The organism is Mesorhizobium sp. GW821-FHT07A06 (assembly GCF_059419085.1).
Map to the genome: position 1 here is coordinate 972,761 of NZ_JBWKRC010000001.1, position 14,822 is coordinate 987,582.

The 14,822-nt window shown below is 61.5% G+C and carries 16 protein-coding genes and 2 pseudogenes; 8 read left to right on the forward strand and 10 right to left on the reverse strand.

Features of this window, described 5'->3' with window-relative positions; translation table 11 throughout:
- Positions 1-63: 63 nt before the first annotated feature.
- The 5 genes from AC07SZ_RS04930 to AC07SZ_RS04950 all read right to left on the reverse strand — a co-directional run bounded on the left by AC07SZ_RS04930 (position 64) and on the right by AC07SZ_RS04950 (position 3,443).
- Entirely contained in the window at positions 64-579 is a 516-nt protein-coding gene (locus AC07SZ_RS04930; protein WP_494913507.1) for a DoxX family protein, read from the reverse strand.
- Positions 576-1,379, reverse strand: a complete 804-nt coding sequence (locus AC07SZ_RS04935) for an HvfC/BufC N-terminal domain-containing protein (protein ID WP_494913509.1) — start codon at positions 1,377-1,379, stop codon at positions 576-578. The genes AC07SZ_RS04930 and AC07SZ_RS04935 overlap by 4 nt, the downstream gene beginning before the upstream one ends.
- The gene (gene bufB / locus AC07SZ_RS04940; RefSeq protein ID WP_494913510.1) at positions 1,363-2,253 is read right to left on the reverse strand and encodes an MNIO family bufferin maturase; all 891 of its coding nucleotides are present in this window, start codon (positions 2,251-2,253) and stop codon (positions 1,363-1,365) included. Before bufB ends, AC07SZ_RS04935 begins: the two co-directional genes overlap by 17 nt.
- 65 nt (positions 2,254-2,318) lie before the next feature.
- On the reverse strand, positions 2,319-2,666 hold the full coding sequence (locus tag AC07SZ_RS04945) for a BufA1 family periplasmic bufferin-type metallophore (protein WP_494913511.1): 348 nt from the start codon (positions 2,664-2,666) through the stop codon (positions 2,319-2,321).
- Positions 2,667-2,978: 312 nt separating this feature from the next.
- Positions 2,979-3,443 carry a MerR family transcriptional regulator gene (locus AC07SZ_RS04950; protein ID WP_494913512.1) on the reverse strand — a complete coding sequence of 155 codons (465 nt, stop codon included), beginning with the start codon at positions 3,441-3,443 and terminating at the stop codon, positions 2,979-2,981.
- Between the two features lie 139 nt (positions 3,444-3,582).
- Here AC07SZ_RS04950 and AC07SZ_RS04955 point away from each other — a divergent pair, with 139 nt between their 5' ends.
- From AC07SZ_RS04955 to merB, 4 genes and pseudogenes are all read left to right on the forward strand, one after another.
- Positions 3,583-3,951 (forward strand): mercuric transporter MerT family protein, encoded by a 369-nt coding sequence (locus tag AC07SZ_RS04955; protein ID WP_494913643.1) that lies wholly within the window; start codon positions 3,583-3,585, stop codon positions 3,949-3,951.
- A gap of 38 nt (positions 3,952-3,989) precedes the next feature.
- A complete protein-coding gene (locus AC07SZ_RS04960; RefSeq protein WP_494913514.1) occupies positions 3,990-4,298 on the forward strand; it encodes a heavy-metal-associated domain-containing protein in 309 nt (102 codons plus the stop codon).
- 117 nt (positions 4,299-4,415) lie between these two features.
- Positions 4,416-5,854: pseudogene (merA, locus tag AC07SZ_RS04965) on the forward strand (mercury(II) reductase).
- Between the two features lie 38 nt (positions 5,855-5,892).
- Entirely contained in the window at positions 5,893-6,576 is a 684-nt protein-coding gene (merB, locus tag AC07SZ_RS04970) for an organomercurial lyase (protein WP_494913515.1), read from the forward strand.
- 675 nt (positions 6,577-7,251) lie between these two features.
- Here the strand turns inward: merB and AC07SZ_RS04975 are convergent.
- The gene (locus AC07SZ_RS04975; RefSeq protein ID WP_494913517.1) at positions 7,252-7,758 is read right to left on the reverse strand and encodes a hypothetical protein; all 507 of its coding nucleotides are present in this window, start codon (positions 7,756-7,758) and stop codon (positions 7,252-7,254) included.
- Between the two features lie 207 nt (positions 7,759-7,965).
- Between AC07SZ_RS04975 and AC07SZ_RS04980 the strand changes: the two are divergent.
- Positions 7,966-8,064: pseudogene (locus tag AC07SZ_RS04980) on the forward strand (IS5/IS1182 family transposase); the annotation flags it as partial.
- Positions 8,065-8,166: 102 nt separating this feature from the next.
- On the opposite strand, the gene AC07SZ_RS04985 reads toward AC07SZ_RS04980, so the two are convergent.
- From AC07SZ_RS04985 to AC07SZ_RS04995, 3 genes are all read right to left on the reverse strand, one after another.
- Positions 8,167-10,836 carry a hypothetical protein gene (locus tag AC07SZ_RS04985; RefSeq protein WP_494913519.1) on the reverse strand — a complete coding sequence of 890 codons (2,670 nt, stop codon included), beginning with the start codon at positions 10,834-10,836 and terminating at the stop codon, positions 8,167-8,169.
- 130 nt (positions 10,837-10,966) lie between these two features.
- Positions 10,967-11,167, reverse strand: coding sequence for a pyridoxal-dependent decarboxylase (locus tag AC07SZ_RS04990; RefSeq protein ID WP_494913520.1), 201 nt, complete (start codon positions 11,165-11,167; stop codon positions 10,967-10,969).
- Positions 11,160-11,498 (reverse strand): pyridoxal-dependent decarboxylase, encoded by a 339-nt coding sequence (locus tag AC07SZ_RS04995; protein ID WP_494913522.1) that lies wholly within the window; start codon positions 11,496-11,498, stop codon positions 11,160-11,162. The genes AC07SZ_RS04990 and AC07SZ_RS04995 overlap by 8 nt, the downstream gene beginning before the upstream one ends.
- Positions 11,499-11,681: 183 nt before the next feature.
- On the opposite strand from AC07SZ_RS04995, the gene AC07SZ_RS05000 reads away from it, so the two are divergent.
- From AC07SZ_RS05000 to AC07SZ_RS05010, 3 genes are all read left to right on the forward strand, one after another.
- On the forward strand, positions 11,682-11,990 hold the full coding sequence (locus AC07SZ_RS05000; protein ID WP_494913523.1) for a GlsB/YeaQ/YmgE family stress response membrane protein: 309 nt from the start codon (positions 11,682-11,684) through the stop codon (positions 11,988-11,990).
- 140 nt (positions 11,991-12,130) lie between these two features.
- Positions 12,131-12,352 carry a hypothetical protein gene (locus tag AC07SZ_RS05005; protein ID WP_494913524.1) on the forward strand — a complete coding sequence of 74 codons (222 nt, stop codon included), beginning with the start codon at positions 12,131-12,133 and terminating at the stop codon, positions 12,350-12,352.
- A 314-nt stretch (positions 12,353-12,666) separates the two neighbouring features.
- Positions 12,667-13,095 carry a hypothetical protein gene (locus AC07SZ_RS05010; RefSeq protein ID WP_494913525.1) on the forward strand — a complete coding sequence of 143 codons (429 nt, stop codon included), beginning with the start codon at positions 12,667-12,669 and terminating at the stop codon, positions 13,093-13,095.
- Between the two features lie 117 nt (positions 13,096-13,212).
- On the opposite strand, the gene AC07SZ_RS05015 is transcribed toward AC07SZ_RS05010, so the two are convergent.
- Positions 13,213-14,751: a winged helix-turn-helix domain-containing tetratricopeptide repeat protein gene (locus tag AC07SZ_RS05015; protein WP_494913526.1), complete on the reverse strand. Its 1,539-nt coding sequence runs from the start codon at positions 14,749-14,751 to the stop codon at positions 13,213-13,215.
- Positions 14,752-14,822: the final 71 nt, after the last annotated feature.

The following is a 14,822-nucleotide window of genomic DNA, read 5'->3' on the forward strand; positions in this document are numbered from 1 at the left end:
GTGCGGAAGCGGCCGCGAAGTTTGCCGTCTGACGGTCAAGGCGTCGTCCAATCGAGCGAGCCATCAAGCGACTCCTGGAGGCGTCTGTGGGCGGCGAAGCCTGTCGATCAGATGGTCGAATGACAGTAGCCCAGGACCGAGGGCGATGATGGCGATTGCCATGGATGCCCAAGGCAGATGGAAGTTCGCCCAACCGTCTGGGACAACGAGCTGGATCACACCCGTCATGGCGAGGAGGGCGAACGCGGCGAACCGCGTCGCAAGGCCCAGCACCAGCAGGATGGGCAGTGTGATCTCAGCCATGCCGACAAGATGGGCGATCACGTCCGGCGCCGGAAAATCATAGAGATCGCCGAAGATATGGAGCTTGAACTCCTCCTCGAAGAGATAGGCCGCGCTTGGCGACAACGATAGAAAACCGTCCCAGCGGGTGAGGCCGGATCGAAAGAACGGGACGGCGAGCGCGATGCGAAGGACCGGCGGCGCCACCACAAAGGCCACGCTGGCGAGCCCGGCGGCGATATTTCGAACGATCCGTTCGATGTCAGCGAGGTAGGACTGCGTTTTGGCCACGGTCATGTTCGCCTCGCCGAGCTTTGCGCGGCCGTTTCCGGCGCGGGACGGCAGCCAACAAGGACACCTGACTGCACGAGCCACGCAAGATTGACCAACAGGTCGAAGCGGCAGTCGGCCGCCATTGCTGTCTTCAGCGCAGCAAGCACCGACATCCCGTCAACGAGCGCTTGCACGAAATCCATACCGCCCTCCGGCAGCAGCCGGACCTCGACATCGGCCATCGGCCGAGCGATGAGTACGTCCTCGCCGACAGCAAGGTCGACAGGCGCCGGGACCCCGTCTGCGACGTTCATCCGCCAGATCGTCGAAGCTGGGAATTGCGATCGGACGAGACGAACCGAAGGGTGAAGAAGAAGACGAACCTCCGGAAACCGATCTGGCTCGATCGTCGCCAGCACCGAAGGATCGAGGGGCGCGGCCTCGGGTGCATGGTAAGCCTCCGTCCACGCGCGCTCGAGGCGGGCGACGTCAGTCAGGTAGGGAAGCGCCGCCACTGGTGCGAAGTCATGTATGAAGTCGGGGAAACTGACCCCGTAATCGAGAAGAATCGGCGAGCTCGGCGGCTCTGCAACCACATAGCTGCGCGCCATCGCCTGGAAGAACTCTGTGCCGACGATGCGGCAAACTGCTGGGAATGCCGCCTTCAACGTGTCGATCAGGCCGGCCACGACATTGTTGCGGTAGACAGCAAACCGCCGTGCGCTGGGCTCGCCGTCAGGCCCGACGAGGCCGGGCGGGGCTGGCAACTCTGGATCGAGCAGCGCCGCGGCGAATTCCCGTTGCCGTTCAGCAAGCTGCGGCATGGTGCCATTCCATCGGCTGCGCGGCGAGCATGATTGCTTCGGCGCGTTCAGCCTCCGCCTTGAGCACTGGCCAGGTAGGCACATCTGCGTCCCATTCGATCAGCGCCGGCACGGGGCCGGTGCGCTTCACCGCATGCTCAAAGAGGCCCCAGACGATCTGATCCACGCGGCGATCATGCGTATCAACGAGCAGTGGCCGCCCTTTGTCGTCGGCCTCCTTCGCATAGCCCGCAAGATGGATCTCTTGCACGTGGGCGAGGGGATAGGCATCGACATAGGCTATGGGGTCCCATTCCTGGTTGGTCGATGCGACGTAGACATTGTTAACGTCAAGAAGGAGACCGCAACCTGTTCGCCGCACAGTTTCGGCAATGAAGTCGATTTCCGAATAGGTGCTCTCCGTGAAGGCGAGATAGGTCGACGGGTTCTCCAGCAACATCTGAAGCCCGAGCGTGTCCTGAATCTGGTCGATATGCTCGCAAACACGGCCGAGCGTCTCGCAGGTGTAGGGCACCGGCAGCAGATCGTTGAGGAAGCCTGTGTCGTGCGATGACCATGCCAGGTGTTCCGAGAACAGGCCGGGGCGGTAACGTTCGATCAGTGCCTTGATGCGTTGAAGGTGGTCTCTATCGAGCGGCCGGTCGGCCCCGATCGACAAACCGACGCCATGGAGCGACACCGGATAGCGGTCACGGATGGCAGACAGGTAGCGGTGCGGCGGACCGCCGGCGCCCATATAGTTTTCCGCATGGACTTCGAAAAAGCCGATGTCGGGCCTGGTCTCGACAATCGTGCGGTAGTGCTCCGCTTTGAGGCCGACACCAGAACGCGAGGGAACAATATCCTGGGTGGCAGACAGCGATCTGTTGGGCATGGCGACCTCTAGCCGTGAAGATGGTCCGGACGAGCGCGATGAATGCCCGCCCGGCTTGGCTTGTCTCAAGCTTTTGGCGTCAGGCTTCCTGTGCCTTGCGGCGTGTGCATGGTCGTGCACGTGCCCTTGGGCTCGAGCTTGAAAGCATTCCCCTGGTAGTCGACCGTGCTTGTCCCGGCGCAGGTGGTGCCAGCACCGGCGTAGCAGTCGTTATGGCCCTTGAGGGCCACGCCGAAACACTTCTCCATCTTGCCGGATTTGACTTCCTTTTCGGTCATCTTCCGCATCTTCATCATCTCGGCCTTGCTCATCGGCTTCATCATGTCCTCCGCGCTAGCGGAAGAAATGGCAATCGAACCGAGGGCCGTAGCGAACGCGCCGGCGACCAGAGCGGATAGCATGCGATTGGACATTTCTGTTCCTCCGATTGTGGGTTGGCAGTTCGACAATACGCAGTCGCCCCTGTGAGGGCCGATCGCGGCTCGTCTGACAGGAAGTTCGTTTGGGAAGTGAAAAGGTTACTATGGAACCAAGGGGCGTGCCGCGAGGAGCTTGGTGAGCGCACTGGTGTCGCGAGTGGCAGGCACCCTCGGCGTCTAGTCGGCGCTGAATGTCGTGTTTGGCCACTGCGTGCGACCGTGACCGGAATCCCGTCTTCGGTTTTACGGTTCGATGGGCTCGCGCGTGAAGGCAACAGCTCGTGAAGAGACGTCAACCAGGATTGGTTACGGTGACGAGATCTTTGCCTCGCTGGCATTGCGATGACGAGGGGCGCCTACGGGCCGCATCTCGAACAGCGCATCGATGATTGGACATTCCGGAACCTGATCCGCGGTGCATCGCGCAGCCATATCCGACATCACGCGTTCCAGGCGTCGCAGGTCGGCGATCTTTTGGCGAATATCCCTGAGATGCCCGACGGTGAGCGCATGCACCTCGCCGCACGTGTAGGCGTGCCCATCGACCAGGTGAAGCAGGCCACGCAGCTCGTCGAGGCTGAAGCCAAGTTCCCGACCCCGGCGGACGAAATGCAGACGCCTTACATGTTCCGCTTCGTAGATCCGGTAGCCGCCTGCGCTGCGCGCGGGCGACGGCATGACGCCGATCTTCTCGTAGTAGCGGATCGTCTCGATGTTCACGCCGCTGCGCTCTGACAGAACTCCGATGGAGAGTCCGTCGGTCATCTTCATCATTGGCCTCGCAAACACGTGATGAATTCACGCTTGACCCTGTAGTCACTACAGACAGTAGGGTCACCATAGACCAACTTTGGGAGGAGCGAATTCAATGACAGTCCGGGACGAGACATCGGTGCCGCCTGGCATGGTCATGACATCGGCGCGAAAGCGCTTTGACGGCGCGGCATTGCTGTCTATTGGCGGCATTCTGGCGGCGCTTGGCGCGGCAAGCTGTTGCGTGGTGCCGTTCGCCCTGTTTCTTGCCGGCATCAGTGGGGCGTGGATCGGCAATCTGACCGCGCTTGAGCCCTACCAGCCAATCTTCGCTGCGGTTTCGTTGGGCTTTATCGGTTTCGGGGCCTGGCGTGTTTATCGGAAACCCGAAGTCGCCTGCGGCGACGGCTACTGCGCCACGCCGCGTTCGGATCGGATCGCAAAGATCGGCCTCTGGACCGCAGGCGTCATGGTCGTGGTCGCGGTCGGCTTCCCGTACGCCGTCCGTTATTTCCTCGTTTCCTGAGAATCCTACCGATGACCTCACTTGAAAGGATTTTAGCAATGAAACCTTACCTCGGCGCCATTCTCGGGCTCGGCCTGTTGTTCTCGCCAATCGCCGCCCAGGCAGCAGAGGCCAAGGTCGTGCTCGCCGTTCACCACGCTGGCTGCGTGTTGTGCGGTCCGATCGTCAAAAGTACGTTGGAGCACGTCAACGGGGTGTCCTCGGTGTCGGTCAGTCAGCCCGATGAAATGGCCGACGTAACAGCTGTGGTGACCTATAACGACGGGCAGACCTCGCCCCAGACGCTGATCAAGGCCACCACCGCTCAGGGCTATCCTGCCGACATTTCGAAAAGGACGAGTGGCTGATGTGCACTAGTCGATCGCCATCGGGGTCTCAGGCTGGCTCTATCGACGCAACCGTTCCACCTGTTCGTCCGCCGCTGATTGCTGCGAGGGGGGCAACAACTCACGAAAGTTGAAGTCATGAGCGACTGCTGCACGCCAGGCGCAAACAATAGAAACGGCCGCTACGACCTCGTGGTCGTCGGGACCGGCTCGGCCGGCTTCTCGGCCGCAATCACGGCCGCCGAGCAAGGCGCGCAAGTGGCTCTCGTCGGGCACGGCATGATCGGCGGCACCTGCGTAAACATTGGCTGCGTACCCTCGAAAACTCTGATCCGTGTTACGGAAGCCGTCCATCGTGCCAATACCGCGCCAGTTCGGTTTGCTGGCATTGAAAGCGGAGCGCGCGTGGTGGATTGGGCCGCACAGATCGCCCAGAAGGACGCTCTGGTTGCCGGCCTGCGCCAGGCGAAATACGCTGACCTCCTGCCGGAATACAACAATTTGGTCTACCGGGAAGGTCGGGCGCGGCTCGTCGACGGCGGCGTCGATGTGGAGGGGCAGCACCTCGCCTCGGAGCGCATCGTTATTGCAACGGGCGCGCGGCCGGCGCTGCCAGACATTCCAGGCGTTGAGGCCGTTGCAGCTCTCGACAGTACGACAGCATTGTCCCTGACCCACCTGCCGCGTTCGATGATCGTGATCGGCGGCGGCTATATCGGGGCCGAACTCGCCCAAACCTTCGCACGCGCTGGTGTCGCGGTGACGCTCGTCTTTCGAAGTCGGCTTCTGCCAGAAGCCGAACCGGAGATCGGGCGGGCGCTGGCGGGCTGTCTGGCCGATGAATGGATCACGGTCGTCAGCGGCGTGACCTACGAGTCCGTTCGCGGAACCGAAGATGGCGGTGTGGCGCTCGCGATTACCCGGAACGGCCGTCCGGACATATTACCGCTGAACGAATCCTCGTGGCGACGGGGCGAACGCCGAACACCGAAGGTCTTGGACTTTTCGAGGCGGGTGTCACGCAAACATCTTTCGGCGCAATCGTCGTCGACGATCGTATGCGCACGTCGAAGACAGGTGTCTATGCTGCCGGCGACGTGACGGGGAAGGACCAGTTCGTCTACATGGCGGCTTATGGCGCGAAACTTGCGGCCAAGAATGCTCTGAACGGCAACAGCCTCCGCTATGACAACGCCGCGATGCCGGCCGTGGTGTTTACCGATCCGCAGGTTGCGAGCGTCGGTTTGACCGAGGCGCGAGCCCGTGCTGCCGGGCACGTTGTGCGGACCTCGGTGCTCTCGCTCGACAATTTGCCGCGCGCGCTCGCGGCTCGCGATACAAGGGGGCTGATCAAGCTCGTTGCGGATGGGACTACCCGCAAGCTGCTTGGCGCGCATATTCTCGCGCCGGAGGGTGCCGACAGCATTCAGACGGCGGCCCTGGCCATCCGCTGCGGCCTCACGATCGATGACCTGTCGGAGACGATCTTCCCCTACCTGACCACCGTCGAGGGCCTGAAGCTCGCAGCTCAGGCGTTCGACAGGGACGTGAAGAAACTGTCCTGCTGCGCAGGGTAACGGGAACACGGCCCAAAAAGTGCCGACCGGAGGGAACCATGACAGTGACGCCGAAAGTCCCCGCGCCGGAGGAGTACTGGCAGGGCTTGGAAACCCATCTGCGGCACTTCTCACCTGAGGAACAACGCGCCGCAGTCGCATTATACCGCGAACTTGCAAAGGGTCGCGCGGTCGATGCCGCGCAGTTGGGCCGGGCGCTCGGAATCTCTGGCGCGAGGAGCCATGCGCTTCTCCAGCGCGACTCCATCAAGCCTTTCGTCTACTTTGACGATCAGGGACGCGTACTCGGCTTTGGCGGGCTGGCGACGGCGCCGATGCATCATCGCTTCGAGGTAGACGGTCGCACTCTATCGACTTGGTGTGCCTGGGACAGTCTGTTTATTCCCGAAATCCTCGACCGTCCGGCACGCGTCACGTCATCCGATCCGGAAAGCGGCGAGGTCCTGCGCCTTGTCGTGACGCCAGACAGGATCGAATCCGTCGCGCCCGACAAAGCCGTTATCTCCTTCGTTCTGCCCGATGCGGAGGTTTTCGGCATGTCCGCCGCCAATGTGATGGCGAAGTTTTGCCATTTCATCTTCTATTTCGCGTCGCGCTCATCCGGTGACCGCTGGGTCGCCAAGCACCCAGGTACATTTCTGTATTCTCTTGACGATGCCTTCGCCCTGGCAAAGCGGCTCAACACCAGAAACTTCGGGCCGGAGTTGGCGCGACTGGCATAAGGTGCGGCGCGAATATTCCGGCTTCAGTTCCTTTGCCGTCACTGCGGATCGATCGATGTGACGGCGATCTCGGACGGTCGCGCCAGCGACGATCATCAACGGGCGCAGGTCAAAGCGGATATAGCAAAGGCGTCTTTCGCCGCCTCTGTCAGTCATCCCCACCGTCGTCCCACCCGTTGTCGTATTGAGGTGGATATTCCGGGTAGTATTGTGGCGGATATGCCGGCACGATCTGAACGATCGGTCCCCGATGCTTATACCATCCACGGTGCAAACCACGGTCGTGATGATTGCGATAGACGTGCCGGTAATAACCCTGGTGCCTATGAATGCTGCGAGGGCGGACACAATATCCATCACGGGTAAGGTAAGCGCATGTGACGCGCGCCTGTTGAACCAGACTACTGGCCGCAGGTGGCTTGTTCATTATCACTGGCGCTGCCTGGGCACCAAATGCCATAGCGCACAATGCGCTCGCTAAAGCGAGGGCCGTCAGTTTCACTCGATTCTCCATCGTCATGGGATTAACTGGATCAACTTGGGCAGTGGGAAATCAATTTGTCTGTCCGTCCCAGCAGGTGCCGATGGCTTCTACGGCTCGTCGCGTGTCTCGCGGCCGTTGCCCAGGCAACGAGCCGCGTAGCGCTTTCACCTGGGCAACGCCGTCGTCGATCCTCAGACCGCGCCGTCGATTGCCGTCGCCAGCCCGGTGGCGCCGCCTGCATACGCTGCGATCGCCGTCGACAGAGACGGATTGGTCGCCGCCAACTTGGCATTTACGGCTCCGATGATGGCCGCTGAAAGCGGTTTGTTCGCCGCTGTCTTCAGCGCAGCTGCGAGTTGCGCCAGTGTCGGCGGGGTGGTGCCCTTCTGCGGCGTCAGGAAGCTTCCGAGAAGGTTGCCGTAGGCTTCCACCTTGCCAATCTCCGACTTGGGCGAGGCATGAGCCAGCGCCTTCGGCGAGGCATGGAAGAAGCCGTTTAGGGCTCCAAGGTCGCTGGCGGAAATGCCGCTTGACGGATTGGATTTGTCAGCAGCGTTGGCCGCGCTCTTTCCGCCGGCGTTTCCGTTTCCGTTACCATTGCCGCTCTTGGCCATGGCGGGAGAGAAAACAAGACCAGCAGCGACTATCGCCGCGGCGGTCGATCGAATGAAATTTTGCCGGGTGGGCATGGTCCGCATTTCATATTCCTAATTTAGATTCACCCACTCCCGCGCGGAACCTATCACAAGTGCCCGTCAAGCACCGCGCGCAACGCAATCACATATGGGAATCTGCTTAGCCCTTGTCGCCACGGGGCTTTTTGCGCCCAGTCATCCTGTATGTGAGACGCTGCAACGGAATGTTACCCGCCGTGATTGCTGATCCGCGAGGCCCGACTGGTGCACGACGGCACGCTCGATCGCATTCATCACGCGCTCCATGTAGAGTGCCGAGAGCAAGACGAACGCGAAGCCAGCCCCACCGCTGCGATCATCGACAAGCGCATCTACGCCTATGACCACTTCTCCCTTTTTCAACCGAACTCAAGAGTCCACTCGGTTCAGACCGACCACTGCCTACTGACTTCCCAGCCGAGGCAGGCCTGCTCAGGATCGCGCTCGCCCAGTTTGGAGAACGGACTCGATGGTTGATTCGGGAATGCGGGCTTCCTTGAGCGATCGGCGGAGGATGGTCGCTGCCAGTGGGTGGTGTGCGGCTTGGGCGGCAAATCGCTCGAGGGATTCGAGGGAGGTGAAATCGCTCAAGGCGAACTCGCGGAGGACGGGGTCGGTGGCGATCTGCTCGTAAGAGAGGCCGAGCAAGCCGGAGACGGGGTCGCCGGGAGGCTGGGGTCGCCCGGGGACGTCTCCGACAGAATGCGCATAGTGGTTGGCAAAGTCGCGCATGGTCTTGTCGAGGAGGGCGATGGCGGCCGCTTCCTGGTCGAAGAAGGTCTGGGGTACGTAGGTGAGCTGCCCTATGACAGGGATGCGCTGGGCGGTATGGAGCACCTGGCCGCTGCCCAGGGTTTCCTCGACGACAACATAGACGACGTAGTTGCGGTCGGCGGGGTGGTTCCGGAGGGTGACGGTCATCTGGTCGGCTTCCCAGTCAAGGGTGTAGTCGAGATGAATCAGGTTTTGTGCAGCTTTGCGGTGTTGTCCGGTGGCGGGCTCGACGGAATCGATCCATCCGAGGAGATCCAAGAATGAGACCTGGTCGTGCAGGGAGATGTCATCGTGGAGCAGATGAAGAGCGGATGACGGGGAAGGCTGCGGGCCGGAAGGAAGCGAAGCGGGAGCGGTGGGTGTGGCGGGAGAGGCGCTGGATTCCCAGCCCAGGCCGCGGAGGGAGACGAGGTTCTTTGCCCCGATGCGATCGACAATCGGTCGACCCAACGGTTTCACCGGCACCCACCAATCGTGAGTGATGGCCTGGAGCGCCGCGGTGCCGCTGGCATTGCGCGGGCTGGCGATGGAGACTCCTTCGGAGATCAAGATCTGATCGAGCGGCAGGCCAGTGGAGGTGACGAGGGTCTTGCAGCCGGGGTGGGCAGCATCGTCGACGTAATCCGTCTGGTGGAAGATGCCATAGTCTTGCTCGTTCCAGCGGGTGCCGCCGGGGGAGAAGCTCACGTAGAGGGTGCGGAGCCAGACTTTGTAGTTCAGCTTGCGATCGCGGCCGAGCGGTTGGGTGGTGAGGAAAACGGTGCCTTTGTATTCCTGGGGCTCCTGCTGCGCAGGGGAGGAGATGACGCCAGTCATCAAGATGGGCTCGCTCTTTACCGCAACCGGAACAGCGGTGCCAGGCTTGCGCTGGAGCAAGGCATCTGCGCGGACGGTTTGGCTGGCGCTGGGGTCGGTGGCCTCATTGCGCAAGACGGCGACGAGGTGGACGAGATTGAGATATCCGCTGCTATAAAGAAGATCCGCATAATCCAGCTCAGCCTGGGCATTAGCCGCGGTGGCGCACTCTTCGGGATTGGTAATGCGATAGCGGGTGCGGGTAGCCGCCGGCTGATTCGGCGGCTCCCAGCCGAGACTCGCGATCGGTTCTTGATAACTCTCCAGCTTGGCGGGTGGTGTCCAGCGAACATTGAGCAATCCCTGTTTGGCGTATTGATCGCCGGGAAGCTGGATGTGGCCGGCGCGGAAGCCAGGTGTGAAATACGTGTCGCTATAGACGCGCAAATCCATTGCGCCGACGGAGAAACGGGTGGAGCCCGCCTTGAGGAAAGGGGGGATGCCGATGGCGGAAAGATCGATCACTTCCTCGGGGCCGAGGCCCCAAGGGATGCCGCCGCCGGCGCCGTGCTGGAAATCCGCAGTGGTGTAGAGCGTGCGGGAGAGGCCTTCGGCGCGCATGTTTTCGACGAGGACTTCGAGGGCGGCGGCAAAATCCCAGAGGTCTTCGCGGTGCTCGCGGGTCGAGCGAAATTCGGGAGCCAGCCCGCGCAGGACGGTAAGATAGGAGGTGACGGCAAACGCGCTGAGCGGGACCATCAGCGAATGATTGAAGACATTAGCGCCGGGGGCGGGCATGAGTGCGCGCACCTGTGCGCCAGTCCGCGGGAAGGTGTGAAGCCAAGACTGAAGAAATGGCCAGACCGCGTTGTATTCGTTCGGGCTGAAACTGGCGAGCCAGGTGCTGGCATCGAGGAGATTTCGGACAGCGATGCCGGCGTCATTGACCTGGGTGCGCATGTCCTGCTGGCGCAGGAGGAGAACGGACGCATCGGGCGGCGTGTTCTTGAGTTCGTAGACGTAGTTGGCGAAGGCGGCGACAGCGGCGGAGATGAGGCTGCGCTGGCCGCGCAGGTCGCGCTGCGTGATCTGAGTTTCCAACGATGTTATCTGGCGAACCAGATCATCGAAGCGGCGATTGATGAGGACCTCGAGGGGGGAGGGGCCATCTTTGAACAGCCCGAGCAACAAGGTGAGGACGGCCAAGGCCGCGCCGACGATTGGAACCACACTGCCGATGACGCTGGCGACAGCCCCGATGGCCTGGAGAGCATTGATGAGATTTTCCTTGTCCGACGCCAACATGCCAATGGCGTCCAGGACCTTGTCGAATTTCTCGCGGCTCTTCGGGTCGTCCTCGTCCGGAAGGGCTTTGGCGAGGCCGCTGAACGTCTTTGCCAGGGTATCGAAGTTGACGGGGAGCCCACCGCCCGGGGTGCCATACACAGGCTTGCCCGGCACGGGACCGTGGGACAGCACACCGTTGCTGTCCATGTAAAGACCACCACCCAAATTCACGCTGAATTCGGCCATGACGAAGACTTATCCGACATACCCCCGATAGTCCATCTGGAGGGCCCGAAAACGCCGCGACAGCTCCATCGACTCTTCGAAGAATGCGAACGCTTCCGCCGGGTCTTCGGCAATTATCCTGACGTAGTCATCACTGTGCGAAAAGGTCTCGCGTGCGAACCTGCCGATCGCGATAAAGCAGGCAGCCGCATTCGAGCGGCTGATACAGCCATTTGTTCGCGTCGAGCGACACAGAGTTTGCCTGATCGAAGTCGAGGAACTTCTCAGGCACGGCAATGGCCGCAAGCCCTCCATATGCGCCATCGACGTGGAGCCAGAGAGCTTCACGCATTGGGATATCGGCGATTTCCGGACGCGGATCGATAGCGCCGATATTGACGGTGCCGACCCGTTGCCACGATCTCGATCGGCTTGTTTCCCGCCTTTCGGTCGGCAGTGACGGCCGCCTCAAGCACATCCGTCCGCATCCGCATGCCGTCATCGACGGGGATCAGGCGAAGGTTGGCGCGACCGACGCCCAGCTGCGCTACCGCCTTGGGAATCGACATGTGAACCTGCTCCGAAGCATAGACCGTGCACGGACGCGCGCCTGCTTCAAGTTCGTCTTCACGCCGATCTTGCGGCACCCTCTCGCTTATCACTACGGTCCTTTTGGCAGGCATCGTCCTTGCCCAAGTCAACCCCGTCGACGGCGCTCTTGTTGTAGAAAAAGGCTCAGGCCGGATCGGTCGAGCCACCTTCGCGGGTCGCCCACTCGGCCAAACACGGCGTCCTTGGCTCGATCAGATTGGCTAGTTTGCGGCCACCCAATGGCACACCAAAAAAGGCAGCTCGGGAGGATCACCATGCATCTGTCGAACGAGAGCATCATTGTCATATTGGTAGTCGGACTTGTCGCGGGATGGTTGGCCGGGAAGATCGTGCGGGGAGCCGGCTTTGGTCTGATCGGAGACATAGCAATCGGGATCATCGGCGCGTTCATCGGTGACTGGCTGCTGCCTCGTGTAGGCATTCATCTTGGGAGCGGAACGATCAGCTTGATCATCAACGCCACTGTCGGCGCAATTGTACTTCTCCTGATCATCCGGTTGGTTGCCGGTGGCGGTCGTTTCGGCGGTGGATGGAGCGGTCGATTTGGTCGTCGGTGGCGGTAGCCCGGGGTTGCCTATTCCTATTGACCGAGATCATCCCATATATTCACTTGCGCTAATATAAAAGTGACGTAACGTTAGTCCCCCGCATCTTTGGGAATGCGCAACCGTGGGGAATTCCAATGAGAGTGGCAATATTTTGCGTGGCGATCGTGATCGGTGTGACTGGTATCGCTGTTGCCAAGGAGAAGAAGGTGGTGGTGAGTGACGCTGCAGCCCTGTGCTCTACCAAGCATTCGGCCAAGAAGCCGGTGCCAGAGCTGGACTGCAGTTTAACCGGAACGGCCAAATTGCCGGATGGAGCAACGCCGGAAAAGCCGCGCCTCGGATACGACACCAATCCGTGGATCCCAATTGGCTTTTAGAGCGGGGTGGCCTAGCCGCCGGCTCAGCGAGTCCGATAGCGATACCAAGGCCGATCGCAAGGCCTGTGGGCACCTTGCCTGCAAGGTCCAGGGCAATGGCGCGGAACGGGCTCCAAGCGTCCTACGCGTGTCCACCGCACCGCATCCGCCCTTTAGCAGAGCAACATTGAAGGAGCCTGCCTTCAGGATGGACAGGTTTTTGAGCCTTTGGGCCGGCCAGGCGCTCGGTACTCAGTCCATATTGAGCGGTTGCAGATACGCCTCTAGATTGCCTCCGCGCAAAGCGCTTGGGAAATTTGGGGGGCGAACCGCCTATGCCTGTCATGATCGATCTCTTGTTTTGGCTGCACCTCATGGCTTTGGCGATGGGAATTGGCGGCGGCATAGCCATGTCGCAAGTCGGCCCGCGCCTGGTAGCGGCGACGCCGGACCAGCGTGCGCCTTGGTGGCCGCTGGCCACGGCCTACAGTCGGATCGCGGGCACAGGCCTAATCCTGCTCCTGATCACTGGGCCGCTCCTGGTGTGGCTGAGGTACGGCGGCATCGAGGGTCTGAACGGCTGGTTTAAGCTCAAGATGGCGCTCGTCGCCGTCATAGTGCTGACCGTCGGCCTGAGCATGCGGGGCATGGCGCGGCTGAGGCGCGGCGACGAAGGTGGCGGCAAGCTGATGAAGGTGGCGGGACCCCTGACAACGCTGACCGCGGCAGCGATCACCTTGGCCGCTGTTTTCAGCTTCCACTGATCTCCGGTGAGGCTGGGGGGTAGCTTCGCTTCACCGAGACAGCCGACCCTCATCGTCAATAAGAGTCAGGCGCGAGGGTCGTCCGCAGTTGCACAGGCGCGTGTTCAGCCTTTGGAGCTATCTCAGCCCTGCGATGCATAACCCCTCGATGTACAGGGCCCTATCCCATTCGTGTACGATAGGGTGATATTTCTCGATCCACTCAACGGAAAGGGAGGGATGCAGCCGCAGAGCCTGCGAAAGCGCTTGGCCAGCGAGGGCACGGTCGCCCGCCATGCCCGCCGACGCCGCGAGCGTACGCCAGGCGGTCCCGAAATGGGGCCGAAGCTCCACCGCCCGGCGCTCGTATTCCGCCGCCTCGGCGAAGCGTTTAGCCACGAAATGGCACAGCCCGGCCGTCGAGAGGTTCGCCGCCTGCATGAAGTCTCGGGGGCTAAGCCGCTCTGCGATAGCAAGGTGGTGCAGGCCGTCATCAGGCATGCCGCCATAGCCATAGGTGCATCCCAGGAATACGTGAGCGAAGGCAAAGCTCGGGTTGAGGACAATCGCCTCGGTCAGTGCTGCCACAGCCTGGTCGAAATGACGCGATGCCATGTGCACAAAACCCGCGGCGAAGTGCGTCCAGGGGTCTTCCGGGTCGCTGCGGATCGCCCGTTGGGCCATAGCGCGGGCCGTCGGAAGAGCGTCTGCAGGGTCGGCCAGTCCGAGCATCACGCGCGCTGCGAGCGCCCAAGCAAGCAGGCAGTTCGCACGGGGATAGTCGGGGTCGATGTCTGTGGCCTTAGTCAGCAGCCGCTCGGCGAGCTCAAGCTCCGCGGCGGAACCCCATGTCCAGACATAGGGCATCGCCTTCATCGCGAAGCCCCAGGCGTTAAGACTGCCAGGCGCCCGGCTCTGGAAACGTTCGTGCTCGGCTGCATAGAGCCTCGGCTCAATCGCGCCGATCACGCTTTGCGCTATCTGGTCCTGGAGTGCGAAGAAATCCGCCATCTCCACATCGTAGCGTTCAGCCCATATCTGGCCCCCGTTATAGGCGTCGCTCGCCCTGGCAGTTATCCTCAGACGCTGTCCGGAGCGGCGTACGCTTCCATCGAGCACATAGCGGACGCCGAGCTCGCGCCCGACCTGCTTCACGTCCACTGCCTTGGCGCCATATGTGAAGGATGAATTGCGGGCGGAGACAAACAGCCAGCGCAAGCGCGCAAGACGCGTGATGATGTCTTCCGCAAGGCCGTCACCGAAATATTGCTGATGGACGTCGTCGCTGAGGTTGGCGAACGGGAGGACGGCAATGGAAGGGCCGGGCTCGACCGCCTCGCGATGATGGGTAGCGCCGTCTAGCCTCTCGATCTCCCCGGTGAAACGATAGCCGACCCGAGGAACCGTCGCTATCCAGTCCTCGCCGTCGGCGGTGGGGCCGAGAAGTTTTCTGAGCGATGCGATCTGCACCGACAGGTTACCCTCCTCGACCGCCGTCCCTGGCCATGCCGCATCGATCAGATCTGATTTGGTGAGCACTTCGCCGGGCCGCTTCACCAATGCCTCAAGCAAGAGCAGCGCGCGATAACCGACGGGAACCGGAAGCTTTTGCCGAAGCAGCGTTCCTGTCTCAGCATTGAGGACGAAAGAACCGAAGACGAAACGACATCCTTGCATACGACGAATTTTATAGTCGCCTTGAGACTTTTTGTAACTCTTAAGCTGAGCTTAGGGACGCCGCGCGCCGA